This window comes from Flagellimonas sp. L-11, assembly GCF_056857735.1.
The window spans coordinates 36,532-53,008 of sequence record NZ_JBSXNR010000025.1; the positions used below are offsets into that span (position 1 = coordinate 36,532).

21 protein-coding genes are annotated in these 16,477 nt (G+C 35.7%); all 21 read left to right on the forward strand.

From position 1 onward, the window contains the following. Positions 1 to 14 precede the first annotated feature (14 nt). The 21 genes from AC13CC_RS01975 (at position 15) to AC13CC_RS02075 (ending at position 16,364) form a co-directional block, all read left to right on the forward strand. On the forward strand, positions 15 to 401 hold the full coding sequence (locus AC13CC_RS01975; protein ID WP_127137405.1) for a DUF302 domain-containing protein: 387 nt from the start codon (positions 15 to 17) through the stop codon (positions 399 to 401). Positions 402 to 452: 51 nt separating this feature from the next. Next, positions 453 to 1,088: a DUF3347 domain-containing protein gene (locus AC13CC_RS01980; protein ID WP_127137404.1), complete on the forward strand. Its 636-nt coding sequence runs from the start codon at positions 453 to 455 to the stop codon at positions 1,086 to 1,088. Further along, on the forward strand, positions 1,089 to 1,541 hold the full coding sequence (locus AC13CC_RS01985; protein ID WP_127137403.1) for a heme-binding domain-containing protein: 453 nt from the start codon (positions 1,089 to 1,091) through the stop codon (positions 1,539 to 1,541). Positions 1,542 to 1,566: 25 nt separating this feature from the next. Further along, the gene (locus tag AC13CC_RS01990) at positions 1,567 to 2,121 is read left to right on the forward strand and encodes a DUF3347 domain-containing protein (protein WP_127137402.1); all 555 of its coding nucleotides are present in this window, start codon (positions 1,567 to 1,569) and stop codon (positions 2,119 to 2,121) included. Between the two features lie 553 nt (positions 2,122 to 2,674). After that, positions 2,675 to 3,232, forward strand: coding sequence for a potassium channel family protein (locus tag AC13CC_RS01995; protein ID WP_220114876.1), 558 nt, complete (start codon positions 2,675 to 2,677; stop codon positions 3,230 to 3,232). A 20-nt stretch (positions 3,233 to 3,252) separates the two neighbouring features. Then, on the forward strand, positions 3,253 to 3,735 hold the full coding sequence (locus AC13CC_RS02000) for a YybH family protein (RefSeq protein WP_127137400.1): 483 nt from the start codon (positions 3,253 to 3,255) through the stop codon (positions 3,733 to 3,735). A 6-nt stretch (positions 3,736 to 3,741) separates the two neighbouring features. Then, the gene (locus AC13CC_RS02005) at positions 3,742 to 4,326 is read left to right on the forward strand and encodes a DUF2911 domain-containing protein (RefSeq protein ID WP_127137399.1); all 585 of its coding nucleotides are present in this window, start codon (positions 3,742 to 3,744) and stop codon (positions 4,324 to 4,326) included. A 1-nt stretch (position 4,327) separates the two neighbouring features. Continuing rightward, positions 4,328 to 5,038: a PepSY domain-containing protein gene (locus AC13CC_RS02010; protein ID WP_127137398.1), complete on the forward strand. Its 711-nt coding sequence runs from the start codon at positions 4,328 to 4,330 to the stop codon at positions 5,036 to 5,038. Positions 5,039 to 5,043: 5 nt separating this feature from the next. Beyond that, positions 5,044 to 6,846 carry an efflux RND transporter periplasmic adaptor subunit gene (locus tag AC13CC_RS02015; RefSeq protein ID WP_220114875.1) on the forward strand — a complete coding sequence of 601 codons (1,803 nt, stop codon included), beginning with the start codon at positions 5,044 to 5,046 and terminating at the stop codon, positions 6,844 to 6,846. A 243-nt stretch (positions 6,847 to 7,089) separates the two neighbouring features. Continuing rightward, entirely contained in the window at positions 7,090 to 7,656 is a 567-nt protein-coding gene (locus AC13CC_RS02020; protein WP_127137396.1) for a helix-turn-helix domain-containing protein, read from the forward strand. An 82-nt stretch (positions 7,657 to 7,738) separates the two neighbouring features. Then, a complete protein-coding gene (locus AC13CC_RS02025) occupies positions 7,739 to 8,386 on the forward strand; it encodes a class I SAM-dependent methyltransferase (RefSeq protein ID WP_008992797.1) in 648 nt (215 codons plus the stop codon). Between the two features lie 142 nt (positions 8,387 to 8,528). Continuing rightward, positions 8,529 to 8,903 carry an ArsR/SmtB family transcription factor gene (locus tag AC13CC_RS02030; RefSeq protein ID WP_008992796.1) on the forward strand — a complete coding sequence of 125 codons (375 nt, stop codon included), beginning with the start codon at positions 8,529 to 8,531 and terminating at the stop codon, positions 8,901 to 8,903. Further along, a complete protein-coding gene (gene merTP, locus AC13CC_RS02035; RefSeq protein ID WP_127137395.1) occupies positions 8,900 to 9,514 on the forward strand; it encodes a mercuric transport protein MerTP in 615 nt (204 codons plus the stop codon). Before AC13CC_RS02030 ends, merTP (AC13CC_RS02035) begins: the two co-directional genes overlap by 4 nt. Positions 9,515 to 9,531: 17 nt before the next feature. After that, positions 9,532 to 9,873 carry a heavy-metal-associated domain-containing protein gene (locus AC13CC_RS02040; RefSeq protein WP_099543538.1) on the forward strand — a complete coding sequence of 114 codons (342 nt, stop codon included), beginning with the start codon at positions 9,532 to 9,534 and terminating at the stop codon, positions 9,871 to 9,873. A gap of 29 nt (positions 9,874 to 9,902) precedes the next feature. After that, on the forward strand, positions 9,903 to 11,609 hold the full coding sequence (gene merA, locus AC13CC_RS02045; protein WP_205780334.1) for a mercury(II) reductase: 1,707 nt from the start codon (positions 9,903 to 9,905) through the stop codon (positions 11,607 to 11,609). A 9-nt stretch (positions 11,610 to 11,618) separates the two neighbouring features. Continuing rightward, positions 11,619 to 12,005: a metal-sensing transcriptional repressor gene (locus tag AC13CC_RS02050; protein WP_127137394.1), complete on the forward strand. Its 387-nt coding sequence runs from the start codon at positions 11,619 to 11,621 to the stop codon at positions 12,003 to 12,005. A 69-nt stretch (positions 12,006 to 12,074) separates the two neighbouring features. Further along, positions 12,075 to 12,344, forward strand: coding sequence for a thioredoxin family protein (locus tag AC13CC_RS02055; RefSeq protein ID WP_127137393.1), 270 nt, complete (start codon positions 12,075 to 12,077; stop codon positions 12,342 to 12,344). Between the two features lie 2 nt (positions 12,345 to 12,346). Next, the gene (gene merTP / locus AC13CC_RS02060) at positions 12,347 to 12,961 is read left to right on the forward strand and encodes a mercuric transport protein MerTP (protein ID WP_127137392.1); all 615 of its coding nucleotides are present in this window, start codon (positions 12,347 to 12,349) and stop codon (positions 12,959 to 12,961) included. A gap of 158 nt (positions 12,962 to 13,119) precedes the next feature. After that, on the forward strand, positions 13,120 to 15,378 hold the full coding sequence (locus AC13CC_RS02065) for a heavy metal translocating P-type ATPase (RefSeq protein WP_127137391.1): 2,259 nt from the start codon (positions 13,120 to 13,122) through the stop codon (positions 15,376 to 15,378). A gap of 20 nt (positions 15,379 to 15,398) precedes the next feature. Next, a complete protein-coding gene (locus AC13CC_RS02070) occupies positions 15,399 to 15,611 on the forward strand; it encodes a heavy-metal-associated domain-containing protein (protein WP_008616468.1) in 213 nt (70 codons plus the stop codon). Between the two features lie 12 nt (positions 15,612 to 15,623). After that, entirely contained in the window at positions 15,624 to 16,364 is a 741-nt protein-coding gene (locus tag AC13CC_RS02075; RefSeq protein ID WP_482876235.1) for a M90 family metallopeptidase, read from the forward strand. Positions 16,365 to 16,477 lie beyond the last annotated feature (113 nt).

The following is a 16,477-nucleotide window of genomic DNA, read 5'->3' on the forward strand; positions in this document are numbered from 1 at the left end:
AAAATTAAAAAAAGATGAACTATTATTTTAATAAAACAATCAATGGAACCTTCGAAGAGGTCATAGAGAAAGTGACACAAGGATTGAAAGACGAAGGTTTTGGCATACTCACAGAAATTGACGTCAAAGAGACCTTAAAAAACAAACTGGATATAAACTTCAAAAAGTATAGGATTCTAGGGGCTTGCAATCCTCCCTATGCTCACAAAGCTTTGCAAGCAGAAGATAAAATTGGAACGATGTTGCCTTGCAATGTCATAGTTCAGGAAATTGAAGCAGGCACCATTGAAGTAGCAGCAGTAAACCCAATGGCATCGATGCAGGCAGTGGAGAATGAGAAGTTGAATGAGGTTGCCAATGAAATAACTGCAATGCTAGAAAACGTAATTGAAAAACTATAAAATACATTTCAAAAAGTAATACAAATAAACACAAACATAAATTAAAACAAAATGAGCAAATTAAAATCAACATTAGGTATAGTTGCAATAGCATTTATAACCTTAACAGCAATGTCTTGCAAAGACAACAAAAATGAACAAAATAATGCAGATGGGAACCATTCTGAAATGAGTGCTGATGAAGACCATTCAAAAATGAATCACGATAATAGTGATGAACACCACGATGGAGATAAGAAGGAAATGGCAATGAGTGGCGATGGTAATTCACAAGCTGTATTAAAGGACTACTTTAATCTTAAAAATGCGTTGGTTGCAGATGATAATGCTAAAGCCAAAGAGTTGGGTGCAATCCTCGCAACATCCTTAGGCAAGCTTGACATTTCAAAATATACCGATGCCCAGCAATCTGATTTAAAGGACATTGTTGAGGATGCTGTAGAACACGCAGAACATATTGCAGAAAGTGATATAGCACACCAACGAGAGCACTTTAAAATTTTAAGTAAGGATGTAACAGATATGGTTGCCATTACTGGAACAGAGATGAAAATATACGAGCAATTTTGCCCAATGTATGATAACAATAAGGGTGGTGCTTGGCTTAGTATGAACGAAGAAATTAGAAACCCTTATTTCGGTGACAAAATGTTGAAATGCGGTAAAGTACAGCGAGAAATTAACTAAATGAAAGTAGTAAAAATCATAGCGATTGTGTTATTGGTAGCGTTTGTGGGGATTCAATTTATGCCCACAACGCGCAACCAAAGTGATTCTGTTCCTTCCACCGATTTTATGTTGGTCAATAATGTGCCAGAGAATATTCAAAAAAAGTTACAGGTATCCTGCTATGATTGTCACAGCAATAATACGCAATACCCTTGGTATAACCAAGTTCAGCCTGTTGCTTGGTTTCTGGAAGACCATATAAAAGAAGGCAAGGCTGAATTGAATTTTAATGAATGGGATTCGTTATCAAACAGAAGAAAAAAGAGCAAGTTAAGGTCAATCATCAAACAGATTGAAAGTGACGAAATGCCTTTATATTCTTACACTTTGATTCATAAAGACGCAAGCTTTTCTGAAGCTGAAAAACAGGAACTAATCCGTTGGATAGAACAATTAAAAGATAGTATATAAACAATAACAATTAAAAACAATAAAAATGAAAAATTTAAAAATGAGTATCGCAACAATGCTATTGTTAGCAGTTTCTTTTACCAATGCACAGGAAAAGGAAAAAATGAAAATGGACCATAGTAAAATGGACCATAGTAAAATGATGAATATGAATAGTGATACAAAGGCTGAAGCAATATTAAATGATTACTTCAACCTAAAGGATGCCTTGGTTGCAGATGATACCAAAAAGGCAGCCCAAGAAGGCTCTAAATTGGCCGCTTCACTAAAAGCCTTTGATGCTTCAAAGTATACGGCAGAAGAACAAAAAGAATTAGCTGACATAATTGAAGATGCCACAGAGCACGCCGAACATATTGCAAAAAGTGATATGGGCCATCAAAGAGAGCATTTTAAAACCTTAAGTAAGGATATGTCAGATTTGATAGCAATTACAGGTACAAAAAACACGCTGTACGAGCAGTTTTGCCCAATGTATGATGGTGGTAGCTCTTGGTTGAGTAGCAGTGACCAAGTGAGAAACCCATATTATGGCAGTAAGATGCTTAAATGTGGTAAAGTAAAAAAGACTATTAATTAGATAATCCCCTTCCTTAAGTTTTGGAATCTTTCTGGTTTATTAGTTAACAGAACGGTTCCAGTCTTAAGGAAATATTAATAGTCATTAAGTCCTGTCACGGGAAGGAAAAAAATGTTGATGGTTAGTGTTAACTCCTTCCCTTGTCAGGCACAACAAATTTTAAAAAGCAAGATTTGATATAATTAATAGCAGCCTGAAGAAGGAAGGGAACTAAATTCTCCCTAATAATTGATTAACAGCACTTCTCTTCCTTAGTCAGGTAAAAATGGAAAATGAAAAAGAGAGGCTAATAAAAAAGTGCTTGATTATGGGAGGGAGGCCAATTTTTTGATTGATGGATAGAGTCTAACTCTCATTGTCAAGTGCTATTTAAAGAAGAAATAAAAATTTAATTTAAAAAAACGATGAAAGATTGTTGCAAAGATGGTTGCAAACAAACAACTGAAAAATCGGTTGCTAATAAATGGATTAATTATATAGTCTATACAATACTTATTATAATAGTTAGTGGTGCATTGGCACTTCAATTATTTAGTTAAGCAAATAAATAAAAATGGCTGAAGAAAACATAATAGAAATATCTGAAAGTACAGGGTTTTACAAACAACTATTTAAAAAGGTATTGTTTACTGCAAGTGTAATCACTGCACTATCATTAAGTTATACTTTATGGGCAGATTTAGATTCTGATAACCAGTTTCTTGCGCTTATAATTGTTGGTATGGCTTTGGTGAAAACGGTTTTTATTGTCAGGCTCACTTTTATACAGCTAAGTAAAATAATAGGCGAAAGTCATCAACTTACACACGTTCTAACATTATTTGCTGTGTTAATTATTTTGATTGTTCTTTCGTTTTCAGCAGACTACCAAGCATTATATATTTTAAGTTCGGAAAATTTTAAATCAACTACATCACTCAACAGATCATTTATACCTCAATTTTTCGAGTTTATATATTTCAGCTTAATTACTTTTTCATCGGTTGGGTTTGGTGATGTAGTACCATTAACTATTTCGGGAAAACTTTTAGTGATGATGGAAGTTTTTTTAAGCTTTTTGGTACTCGTATTTGGTATAGCCAACATAAATAGAATACACGTCAATAAATAAAACATTATAAAACCAAAATTATGAAAACACTAAAACTAACAACAATCCTAATGCTAATTATGTTTGCCACAGGCCAACTGTTTAGCCAAAACGCAGATTCAGGAACAGAGAAAGAAGCTGTTCTAAAAGTAATGAAATCATACAAAGATGCCCTGCAAAACCTAACGACAGAAGGTACGTTCGAGTTATTTGCCAAGGATTCCGAAGTATTTGAATCAGGTGGTATAGAGGGTACCTATGCAAACTACATAGAACATCATTTAGGACCAGAATTAGGGCATTTTAAGAAATTTGAATTTTCAGATTATGAAATTGATGCGGAAGTAGATTTGCCTTATGCATTTACTACTGAAACCTACATCTACACTATCGTGCTCAATCCAGATGAAAAAGGCGAAAGTAGAACGATAAAGAAAAAAGGAGTGGCAACGTCAATCTTAAAAAAGATGGATGGTAAATGGAAGATTATTAAAACACATTCTTCGTCAAGAAATACAAAGTAAAATCTTATGAAAAAAAATATCCACCTTTCTGTATTACTAATCGTTTTGCTAATCGTCTCTTGCAAACAAGATGTGAAAAAGGTAGTTGTTGAGGAAAAAGCCACAGAAACTTCTGCAGAACCAGATAAAAAGAAACCTTTGAGCCCACATACATCAACGATGGCAATGATAGGCGATGCCCATATTCATATCGATTATTCGTCGCCAGGCGTAAGAAATAGAATCATTTTTGGTGGGTTGTTGGCTTATGACCAGTTGTGGCAAGCGGGTGCACATATGGCTACCTGGATAGAAACTAATAAGGATTTAATTATTGATGGTAAAATGTTACCTGCCGGTAAATATGGGTTTTTTACTATTCCATCAAAAGAAGAATGGACCATAATTTTTAATTCAAATTGGGACCAACATGGCAAGGACGAGTATGAGGAGAAGGATGATGTCTTGCGCTTCAAAGTTAAACCCATCATTTCAGATGAAGTTACCGAACACTTGGAATATCAAGTGAACAAGATTAATGACAATGAAGGTGCAATTTCATTGAGTTGGGAGAAGGTCTCTATAAAATTCAACTTTAAGGTAAATCAGTAATATGGTAAATAGACATACAGCATTAAAAATAAGAAGAGTTCATCGCTATTTAGGTATTTTCTTAGGTATTCAGTTCTTGATATGGACGATTAGCGGGATGTACTTCAGTTGGACAAACATTGATGACATTCACGGCGACCAATTCCGTAATATGGAATATGCGCCAAAAACCTTTGACAACCTTATTAGTCCTTCACTTATTAAAGGTAATGAAGGCATTCGTGATATAGAAATCAGGGATATCAATAACGAACCGTACTATTGGATTAACAATCAGCAATTGTATAATGCGAGAACTGGCGAAGCGAAAAAGACTATTTCTCAAGATGAAGCCTTGTACATTGCTAAAAACCAGATGATGGAGAATTTAAAAGTGGCCAATATCCAACGGATAAGTGAAGTGGGTGACCATCACGAATATCGTGAAAAATTGTTGCCAGCCTATGTTATCTCTTATGATACGGATGAAGCGTTGAAAGCCTACGTTTCAATAACAGATGCAAAATTCCAAACGGTGAGGCACAGGGCGTGGCGCTGGTTTGACTTTTTATGGATGACACATACAATGGATTATGAAGGCAGGGACAACTTTAACACCATTGTTTTAAGAGCATTTTCACTTTTGGGCTTAATTACTGTTTTGAGTGGATTTTTGCTCTGGTATACGTCATCACCGACCATTAGAAAAATTAGTAAAAAAAATAAAAAATAAATATTATGAATAAAAACATCATTTACATAGGTGTTGCGTTGATTGTTGGCCTATTGGGTGGCTTTCTAATTTTTGGTGGAGATTCTGCTGATAGTGCAACAAATGAGGTTACGGAGAATCACAATCATTCAGAAGAAATTGCTTCTAATCAAATGTGGACTTGCTCTATGCATCCACAGATTATGCAACCAGAACCTGGTGACTGCCCAATTTGTGGAATGGATTTAATACCTGCTGAAGCAGGAGCAGATGGTCTTATGGCAGATCAGTTTAAAATGACAGATAATGCAATGGCATTGGCCAACATTCAAACATCCATTGTTGGTGAGGGTGAAATCGGGAATAATTTTCTAAAGTTATCTGGAAAGATAAAAGCCAATGAAGAATCCAATGCTGTACAAGTAACCTATTTTGGTGGTAGAATAGAACAATTATATGTTAATTCTACTGGAGAACGTGTTGGTGCAGGTCAACGCTTGGCCACCATATATTCACCAGATTTAGTTGCAGCTCAGCAAGAGTTACTTACAGCCTCATCTATAAAAGAATCGCAACCAGAATTGTATAAGGCTGTAAAAAACAAGCTTAAATTATGGAAACTTTCAGAAAAGCAAATTAATGCCATAGAAGCTGCTGGAAAAGTGCAAGAATATTTTCCGGTTTTTGCTACAGTTTCAGGAACAGTGACCCATAAAATGGTAGAAGAAGGTGACTATGTAAAACAAGGACAGCCCTTATATAAAATAGCCAACCTCAATACGGTTTGGGCAGAATTTGATGCCTATGAGAATCAGATTGCTTCCTTGAAAGTTGGTCAAACCATTAAAGTGACTACCAATGCGTATCGCAATGAAGTATTTGATGCAAAAGTTTCATTTATTGACCCTTTATTAAATTCTTCTACACGTACCGTCGTAGTTAGAGCAGTACTTAATAATAAGAACGACCTATTTAAACCAGGTATGTTTGTCGAAGGTAAAATTGAAGGTGCTCAAGAAAGCACTTCAAGTAAAATAACAGTTCCTGCTACAGCTGTGATGTGGACTGGTGAACGTTCTGTAGTTTATATTAAAACTAATCCTAACGAAGCTGTTTTTGAAATGAGAGAGGTCTTACTCGGTAATGCCAATGGAGACACCTATACCATAATTGAAGGTCTTCAAAATGGTGATGAAGTGGTAACTAATGGCACGTTTACAGTAGATGCTGCTGCACAATTACAAGGCAAAAAATCTATGATGAACACTGCTGGTGGCAAAACAATGACCGGTCACGAAGGGCATTTAGGTATGCAAGGAAACAATTCTGATGATAGTAAGGGGAATACTGACCATTCAGAAATGAAAGAAAGGATAGCTGTTTCAAACAAATTTCAAGGCCAGTTAAAACAGGTGTTTGAGGATTATATTCTTTTGAAAGATGCTTTGGTTAATGATGATGCCAAAAATGCACAACAAGCAGGAATGCAAATAATACAATCCCTGAAAAATGTAGATATGAAGTTGTTGTCTGATGAAAAAGCACATAACCATTGGATGACCATTCAGAAGGAATTAAATACTTCGGCAAATGCTATTTCAAGTAATACGGATATTTCAAAACAAAGAGGGCATTTTAAGCATTTGTCTGCGCATATGATAAGTAGTGTACAGCTCTTTGGGGTCAATGAAAATGTTTATATCCAGTTTTGTCCAATGGCAGACAATAATAAGGGAGCGTACTGGATAAGTTTAGAGGAAGAAGTCCGTAACCCATATTATGGCGAAGCAATGTTAACCTGTGGTGAGGTTAGAGATACGTTAAAATAATCAGGGTTAGAGTTAATTGGTAAAAGCGGATTCTTCAGCCTTTAATATTTTAAAGAGGAGAAAGATGATGAGTGAAAGTAGAAGAAATAGAAGAAAAAACAAGAAAAATACATATAAACAGAAAAATCCGATTACAAAAAAAGATAAGGTTATCGGAATTTCAGCGATGATAGGATTATTTATTGCTGCTGTAATACTAATCATATATCTAAATTTAGATTTTATTAGGCATTTGTTCAACCTATGAATAATACCATCCACATAAAAAATATGGTCTGTCCGAGATGTATATCGGCAGTTTCCCAAATTTTGGTAGGATTGAACATTGATTACAAAGCTGTCAAGTTAGGAGAAGTAGAATTGGTTTCGATGCTCAATGAATTCGAAAAAAAATCTTTGCAAAAAAAGCTACAAAATGCAGGATTTAGTTTGATTGACGACCGTAAAAGTCTGCTTATCGAGCAAATGAAAAATTTGGTAATTGAGAAAATACATTATTCCAATGAAAAGACCGAATTAAAATGGGCAGATATTGTTACTGGCGAACTTAACTTGGATTATAAATATTTAAGTTCCCTATTCTCGTCGGTAGAAAGCATCACGTTCGAGCAATACATCATCAACCAAAAAATTGAACGTGTAAAAGAACTTATTGTCTATGATGAATTAACCTTGAGTGAGATAGCTTTTCAATTACATTATAGTAGCGTTGCGTACTTAAGCAATCAATTCAAAAAAGTAACTGGAATGACACCTACGCAGTTCAAGAAATCTGTAGACAAAAACCGAAAATCCTTGGATGAGATTTAAGGTGTGTTTACCACTATTAAAGGGATATTTAAATCAATAGATGATATATTGATTTACCAATGAACCGAATTTAGATATCAAAATGAAATTAGACAGAAAGAAACATTGGGAAACAGTTCACGAAACTAAAAATCCAGACCAGGTAAGTTGGACGCAAGAAATACCAAAAACTTCACTGAAGTTTATACGTTCGTTCAAACTAAATAAAAAGGCAAAAATTATAGACATTGGTGGTGGCGACAGTAAACTTGTTGACTATTTACTTAAGGAAGGGTATAATAACATTACTGTACTTGATATTTCAGAAAAAGCAATTGCGAAAGCTAAAAAAAGACTGGGAGAAAAGGCAAGTAAAGTAAATTGGATTGTAAGCGACATTACCGAATTTGAACCAGATACATCTTTCGATGTTTGGCACGACAGAGCAACTTTTCATTTTCTTACAACAGATGACCAGATTAAAAAATATACTAACATAGCGACAATATTTGTAAGAGGTTATTTAATAATAGGAACCTTTTCACAAAACGGACCAAAAAAATGTAGCGGACTTGAAATAAAACAATACAATGAAGAGGAATTAACATCGGAATTAAAAAAAGGATTTGACAAAATTCGCTGTGTATCAGAGGACCACACAACACCATTCAACACCATACAGAATTTTCTGTTTTGTAGTTTTAAAAGACAATTAACTGTAAAGCCAGCAATACCTTCACCTACAAGCTAAAAGAACAGATGTACATTTCGGTAGTTTTAGTTTTTGCAAAACACAAATCAAAACAAAAGGAACATAATGATCAAAATTTACATATCATTCTTTTTTGTATTTAAGTATTTGCTTAAATAAGAAATAATTGTAACTTTGCCTTATGAAAAATAATTCTTGCATTAGACAACAGGCAGATATTGAACAGATAAACCGTTGTAAAAAGACAGTTTCAGAATTAAATGAATCGTTTGACTATTTGGCAAATGGACTTTCTTTAGTCGGAAATAATGTTCGGCTAAAAATTCTTTACCTACTCTTTGAGGAGAAACGACTTTGCGTTTGCGACTTAAGTGATATTCTCGAAATGAATATTTCTGCTATCTCTCAACATTTGAGAAAAATGAAGGACAGAAATTTATTGGAAACCGAAAGAGATGCTCAAACGATTTTTTACTCACTAACCCCTGAATATTCAACATTATTAAATCCGTTTTTTGAAATACTCGATAAAAACAAAGTTTTAGAAACGATATGAAAAGTGAAAACAAATTAATTGGTGCAGGTTTGTTAACTGCAATTACAGCCTCTTTATGTTGTATTACACCCGTTTTGGCTTTAATCGCGGGAACAAGTGGAATTGCCTCAACATTTTCTTGGCTTGAGCCTTTTAGACCTTATCTAATCGGGCTAACAATTTTAGTGCTCGGCTTTGCTTGGTATCAAAAACTAAAACCTCAAAAAGAAATCGATTGTGAATGCGATACGGACGACCTGCCTGCCGGTAAGGAAGGAAAATCAAAATTTATACAGTCAAAAACCTTTTTGGGAATAGTAACAGCATTTGCAATTATAATGCTGGCATTTCCATATTATTCATCCATTTTTTATCCGGATAATAAAAAAGAAGTGGTCATTGTAAACCAATCAAATATTCAAACTGTAAACTTTAATGTTCAAGGAATGACTTGTGCTGGCTGTGAAGAAAGCATAAAACACGCTGTAAATGAATTGGACGGTATTATAAATGTAACCCCTTCGTATGAAAAGGGAAATGCCATCGTAGAGTTTGATAAGTCTAAAACCTCTAAAGTAGCTATTGAAAAGGCAATTAATTCAACAGGATACAAAGTTATAAAAGATAAATAAACGCAAAATTACCCATTATGAAAAAACTATCAATAGTGCCTATTTTGGCTTTAATGCTGTTTTCTTTTCAGGCCAAATCACAAAGCAAGGAGGTTACAAATCAAGTTGTGGAAGTAGCTTCAAAGAAACACAATGCAACCACGGTGAAATTTAAAATTACAGGCATTACTTGTGCTGGTTGTTCCAATGCTATTTATAATGCATTAAAGGAAGTAGATGGTGTTTTGGAACATTCGGTTGAATACCCTGGAGATATTGCTGTTATTGAGTTTGATGGTTCAAAAACAAGTATCAAAGCCCTAAAACTTATCATAGAAAAGAAAGGGTTTAAGGCCGAAGTAATTAAAGGGAAGGTCTAATTTTTAATAAGTAAACAGTACCGATTTCAATGAAAAATACAGCTAAAATGAAAATCAAAATGCCTCAAAATAGAGAAACCATTACATTGGAAATTGAGGGTATGACCTGTGAAGGTTGTGCAACACATATCGAAAAGGATATGAACGCAACTGAAGGAGTTTTAAGTTCCACAGTTAACCACGAAACCGGAAAAGGCGAATTTAATTTTGATGCTGATAAGATGAGTAAGGCAAATGTAATAGATGCTATAAACAGCGTTGGTGATTATTCGGTTGTAAATAATGTCGACGAGGAAGAGGTTTCCGCTGTAAATTCCAAAGGCCAAAATCAATTCGATTTAATAATTATTGGTGGTGGTTCAGCTGCATTTTCAGCAGCCATTAAAGCTGAAGGTTTAGGGCTCACAACACTTATGGTAAATGCAGGATTAGATTTTGGTGGCACTTGCGTAAATGTGGGTTGTGTACCGTCTAAAAACCTTATTCGGGCTGCCGAAACGGTACGTCTCGCTACGCATTCCAATTTTAAGGGTATAAAACCTAAAGGAGCAGACATTGATTTTACACAAACCATAAAAGATAAAAAAGCATTGGTTGCTTCACTTCAGCAACAAAAATATATGGATGTGGTAAGTGATTTTGAAAACCTGATAATGCGTACAGGTTGGGCTGAACTTGTTGATAATAAAACAATCCTTGTGGATGGAAAAGACACCTACACAGCAACCAACATTCTAATGGCAACAGGAGCAACTACCAATATTCCAAATATTGAAGGACTGAATGAGGTTGGTTATTTAACCAATGTGACCTTGTTCGATTTAGAGGAAAAACCTGAAAGTTTGACCATTATGGGAGCTGGTTATATTGGTTTGGAAATTGCGATGGCTTACAACAGATTGGGTGTAAAAGTACGTATCATTGAATTTACCGACAGGCCATTACGCAGTCAAACAAAAGATATTACAGATGTTTTGGTAGAACAAATGAAAAGTGAAGGGATTGAAATCCTTCCAAACTTTAGAGCGTTTAAATTTGAAAAGAAAGGTAACGATACAATTATTCATTGTAATTGTCCTGATGGTTCCACAACTCAAATTGTTGAAAAAGGACATATTGTGGTGGCTACAGGGACGAAGCCTAACACCTCTAAATTAGGGCTTGAGAATATCGGCCTAAAGTTAACAGTAAGCGGCCATATTATTGTAAATGAAAAAATGGAAACCAATATTTCCAATATTTATGCAGCAGGAGATGTCACCATTACACCGGCATTTGTTTATACAGCAGCAACCGAAGGTAGTACAGCAGTGCACAATGCGTTTTCATCAACAAAAACAAGTATTGATTATTCATCATTACCTTGGGTAGTATTTACAGACCCTCAAATCGCAGGAGCAGGTATAGATGAAATTGAAGCAGAAAAAAAGGAAATTCCTTTTGAAGTCAGTAAACTTGATTTAATTCACGTTCCAAGAGCCTTGGCAGCTCAAGATACCAGAGGGTTCATAAAACTGATACGCAACACTGAAACCGATAAATTAATAGGCGCAAGAGTAGTTGCACCTGAAGGTGGTGAACTGATACAACAATTGAGTATGGCTATTAAATTTGGAATCACTGTAAAAGATTTAGCAGAAAGCTTTTATCCATATTTAACTTTAGGAGAATCTGTTAAACTGGCAGCGATTACCTTTGGGAAAGATGTTTCCAAATTAAGTTGCTGCGCGAGTTAAGTTTGAGTTATGAAAGGAGAACAGTACAAATTACCTACTGATTTAATCTTGGATATTAAATCCAGATTAAAAACTTTGAGTGGTCAATTAAACGGCATTGTTAAAATGCTTGATGAAGGAAAGGACCCCGAACAAATAAACATACAGTTCAAATCCATTGATAAGGGGATTCAAAAAGCACATTACTTACTGCTGGATGAAGTCTATCGAAAAGCACTTGCTATTGGAATTGTAAAGGCCGTGGACTCTTGCCCAGGCAATTGTGGCAATGAAGATAAAATTGAATATTTAAAAAGTGAATTCCCAAACTTAGAATTATCCGATTTAACTAACAAGTTAAAAGAAATTCAAGCCATTGAAACTCGATTAAAAAACTACAACGAAAAAAAAGGTTAAAAAAAGTTTGGTGACCCCCTACCTAACGTTCTCATCTTTGTTCCATTATTAATTTAAACATAACATAAGATGAAACGACAAATTGAGATTTTTACAGCAGGTTGCCCGGTATGCGAGCCTGTGGTACAATTAGTAAAGGAGACAGCAGGAAAGGACTGCGAAATCACACTTCATAATCTGTCCGAGCAATGCGAAAGTAAAATCTGTGTTTCAAAAATGAAGGAATATGGGGTTACAAGAGTTCCTGCCATTGCTGTTAACGGAAAACTTCTGAATTGCTGCACCAACATCGAAATCACAAAAGATGATTTGGTAAATGCTGGAATAGGAAACTGTTAGGTATGGCAATTAATAAATTGAACAAAAAGGCATCTATGGGGACTGCTGTATTTTCAGCAGTTTCCCTTAAACTATGCTGCTGGGGTCCTTTGCTACTTACAAGTGTAGCTGGTATTGGTGGAAGCTCGGTGTATTTTTCTTGGCTTATTGCCTTGAAACCTTATCTGTTGGTTATAGCATTTTTGTCATTGGGACTGGCCTTTTATCAGGTTTATAAAAAAAAGAAGGTGGACGATTGTGGTAACTGTGATATGGCTAAGCCATCATTTTTTAAGTCGAAATTCTATTTGTGGTTGGTTACAGTGTTTGTTGTTGTAATGACATTGGTTTCTTATTATCCACAAGTATTTCATTCAACGGAGAAAGTAGGAATTGTTGCAACAAACAATACCGATATTCAAACTGTAAAGTTGAATATTGAAGGGATGGTATGCTCTGGTTGTGAAGAAAATATCAACCATTCTGTAAATAAAATTGACGGGGTTACAAATGTATCTACGTCTTTTGAAGAAGGGACTTCAATTATTGAATTTGATACCACTAAAACGAATATCGATGAGATAAAAAAGGTCATCCAATCAAAAGGGTATTTGATTACAAATACTAAAGACCGATAGACACGTCCCCATTATGATTATAAGAGACATAAATTATTCCAATTGGGTAGTATGTAATAATTCGTGAAGAGTAAATTCTACAAATCATTCAGCATATAACGTAACACATTACAGTCTTTTAATCCTGAAATTTGTAACATACAAATAAGAACGGATTTATGGAGACAATCAACATATTTGAAACCAAAAAGAAGAATCATAAACAGGGTGTGAAAGAATCATTTCCAGTTACGGGAATGACCTGTGCCTCTTGTGCAGCGAGTGTTGAATCTGTATTAAAACACACAGAAGGTGTGTTTGATGCAAGTGTTAATTTTGCCAATAGTTCCGTTCTTGTGGAATATGACAAGGAGTTGAGTCCAAATCAACTTCAAAACGCGCTTCGTGAGGTCGGTTACGATATTATAATTGATGCCGAAGACCCTTCGGAAGTACAGCAAGAACTTCAGCAAAAGCATTATCAGGACATAAAAAACCGAACCATCTGGTCGGCGATACTTACGCTACCCATTTTTGTGTTGGGAATGTTCTATATGCAATGGGAACCAGGCAAATGGATTTCATTGGTATTGGCCTTTCCAATTCTTTTTTGGTTTGGGCGCAGTTTTTTCATCAATGCCTTCAAGCAGGCCAAACACGGTAAAGCAAATATGGATACCTTGGTGGCGTTGAGTACCGGAATCGCCTTCCTCTTTAGTGTATTCAATACCTTTTTTCCTGAATTTTGGTTAAGTCGTGGCATCGAGCCTCACGTATATTACGAAGCGGCTACCGTGATTATCACCTTTATTTCCTTGGGGAAACTATTGGAAGAAAAGGCAAAATCAAATACATCTTCAGCCATTAAAAAACTAATGGGGCTTCAGCCTAAAACCCTTAAAATTATTGAGAATGGGGAAGAGAGGGAAATCCCTATTTCATCCGTACAGGTTGGTCAGACCATTTTGGTGCGTCCCGGAGAAAAGATTCCCGTGGATGGCGAAGTTTCCAAGGGAAGCTCATATGTAGATGAAAGTATGATTACTGGAGAACCCGTTCCAGTTCAGAAATCCCAAGGGGAAAAGGTATTCGCTGGTACCGTTAATCAAAAAGGAAGTTTTCAATTTACCGCTGAAAAAGTAGGTGGAGAAACCCTGCTTTCCCAAATCATTAAAATGGTTCAGCAAGCGCAAGGGAGTAAGGCACCCGTTCAAAAACTGGTCGATAAGATTGCCGGTATTTTCGTTCCTGTGGTATTGGGTATTTCCATTGTAACCTTCATTGTCTGGATGTCTTTAGGAGGCGATAATGCCTTTTCACAAGCCTTATTGACCTCTGTAGCAGTATTGGTAATCGCCTGTCCTTGTGCTTTGGGATTGGCAACACCTACCGCCATTATGGTGGGAATTGGTAAAGGCGCAGAAAATAATATCCTTATAAAGGATGCCGAAAGTTTAGAACTCGGTCATAAAGTGAATGCTGTCATTCTTGATAAAACAGGTACAATTACAGAAGGAAAACCTTTAGTAACTGATATATTTTGGAAGGATAAACTCGAAGATATCAACGAATACAAAAAAGTTCTTCTAGCTATTGAAGCACAATCAGAACACCCTTTGGCGGAAGCTGTAGTCAATCACTTAAAAGATGAAAATATTGAAAAAGCTGAAATTGCTTCTTTTGAAAGTATTACAGGAAAAGGTGTGAAAGCTCAAACAGAAAATGGTTCACCATACTATGTTGGAAACCATAAACTAATGCTTGAGAAAAATATTCAAATCGATGCTTCCTTGATGCAAACAGCAGAAAGTCTCGAAGAGCAAGCGAAAACCGTCATTTTCTTTGGCAATGAAAAACAAGTGCTGGCGATACTCGCCATTGCAGACAAGATTAAGGAAACTTCAAAAATGGCCATAGCAACACTTCAAGAACGAGGCATTGAGGTCTATATGCTTACTGGAGATAACAATAAAACCGCATCTGCTGTCGCAAAACAAGTAGGAATAACAAATTACCAAGGAGAAGTGATGCCTTCGGACAAAGCGGCTTTTGTCGAAAAATTACAGGCGGACGGAAAGATAGTAGCAATGGTGGGCGATGGTATCAACGATTCGCACGCCCTGGCGCAAGCCAATGTGAGTATTGCTATGGGCAAAGGTTCGGATATCGCAATGGATGTAGCAAAAATGACCTTGATAACATCAGATTTACAATCTATCCCAAAAGCATTGGAACTATCAAAAAGAACCGTGTTGGGCATACGTCAGAACTTATTCTGGGCATTTATTTACAACATTATTGGCATTCCAATTGCAGCGGGAGTTCTTTATCCTGTAAATGGGTTTTTGTTGGATCCGATGATTGCAGGTGCAGCAATGGCATTCAGTAGTGTATCCGTAGTTGCAAATAGCTTAAGACTTAAACGAGTAAAACTTTAATAATAAATAAATTCAATACTATGAAAACTTTAAAATTTAAAACAAATATCAATTGTGGTGGGTGCGTATCAAAAGTCACCCCTTTTTTAAACAAACAAGAAGGTGTAGAAAGTTGGGAAGTAGATACCTCTAATCCTGATAAAATCCTAACCATTGAAAGCGATGGTGTAACCGAAGAAGATGTAAAGGCGACTTTGCAAAAAGTGGGATTTAAGGCCGAACCTGTAGATTAATACGTTTTTAATATGGCTTATATTTTTATTTCGGTTGTGATTGTTCTTTTTGCTGTTCATTTTTATAGAAAAGCAAAACGTCATAGTGTAAAGCCATTTCCAGAACATTGGCATAAATTATTGACGGATAATGTGCTGTTTTATAGAAATCTATCAAAAGACGCACAGCTAATTTTTCAGCAAAAAATGATGCTATTTTTAAGTGAGGTCTATATCGATGCTGTGCAGTTTGAACTGGAAGAGTTGGATAAGGTTTTAATTGCAGCAAGTGCCGTCATTCCAGTTTTTGGCTTCAAGGAATGGCACTACACAAATTTAAGTGGCATCCTTTTATATCCTGATAATTTTAATGAGGATATGCAATTTAGCAGTAAGGATAACTCACGGAATATTGGTGGAATAGTTGGAAATGGAAGGTTCGAGAAACAGATGATACTTTCCAAGAAAGCATTGTACCACGGCTTTAAAAATACAACCGATAAAAGCAATACTGGCATACACGAATTTGTGCACCTTATAGATAAGTTGGACGATAGAACAGACGGTGTGCCAGAGCGGCTAATGGAACATCAATATGCCATACCTTGGTTAAACTTAATCCATAAAGAAATGGAAGCGATTAACGATAACCATTCAGATATTCGTAAATATGGTGGAACAAATCAAGCTGAATTCTTTGCGGTTGCTTCAGAGTATTTTTTTGAACGAGCGGATTTACTAAAAAGAGGACTATCTCATAAAGTGTGTAAATAGAAAATTAGCGGGGGCATGCCCCCGCTAATTTTTTGTCTAATTTTAAATATTTGCACATTATGAAGAAAGAAGAATTGTTCAACGACGATTTCCTGAAGCAGTTCAAATCGGGA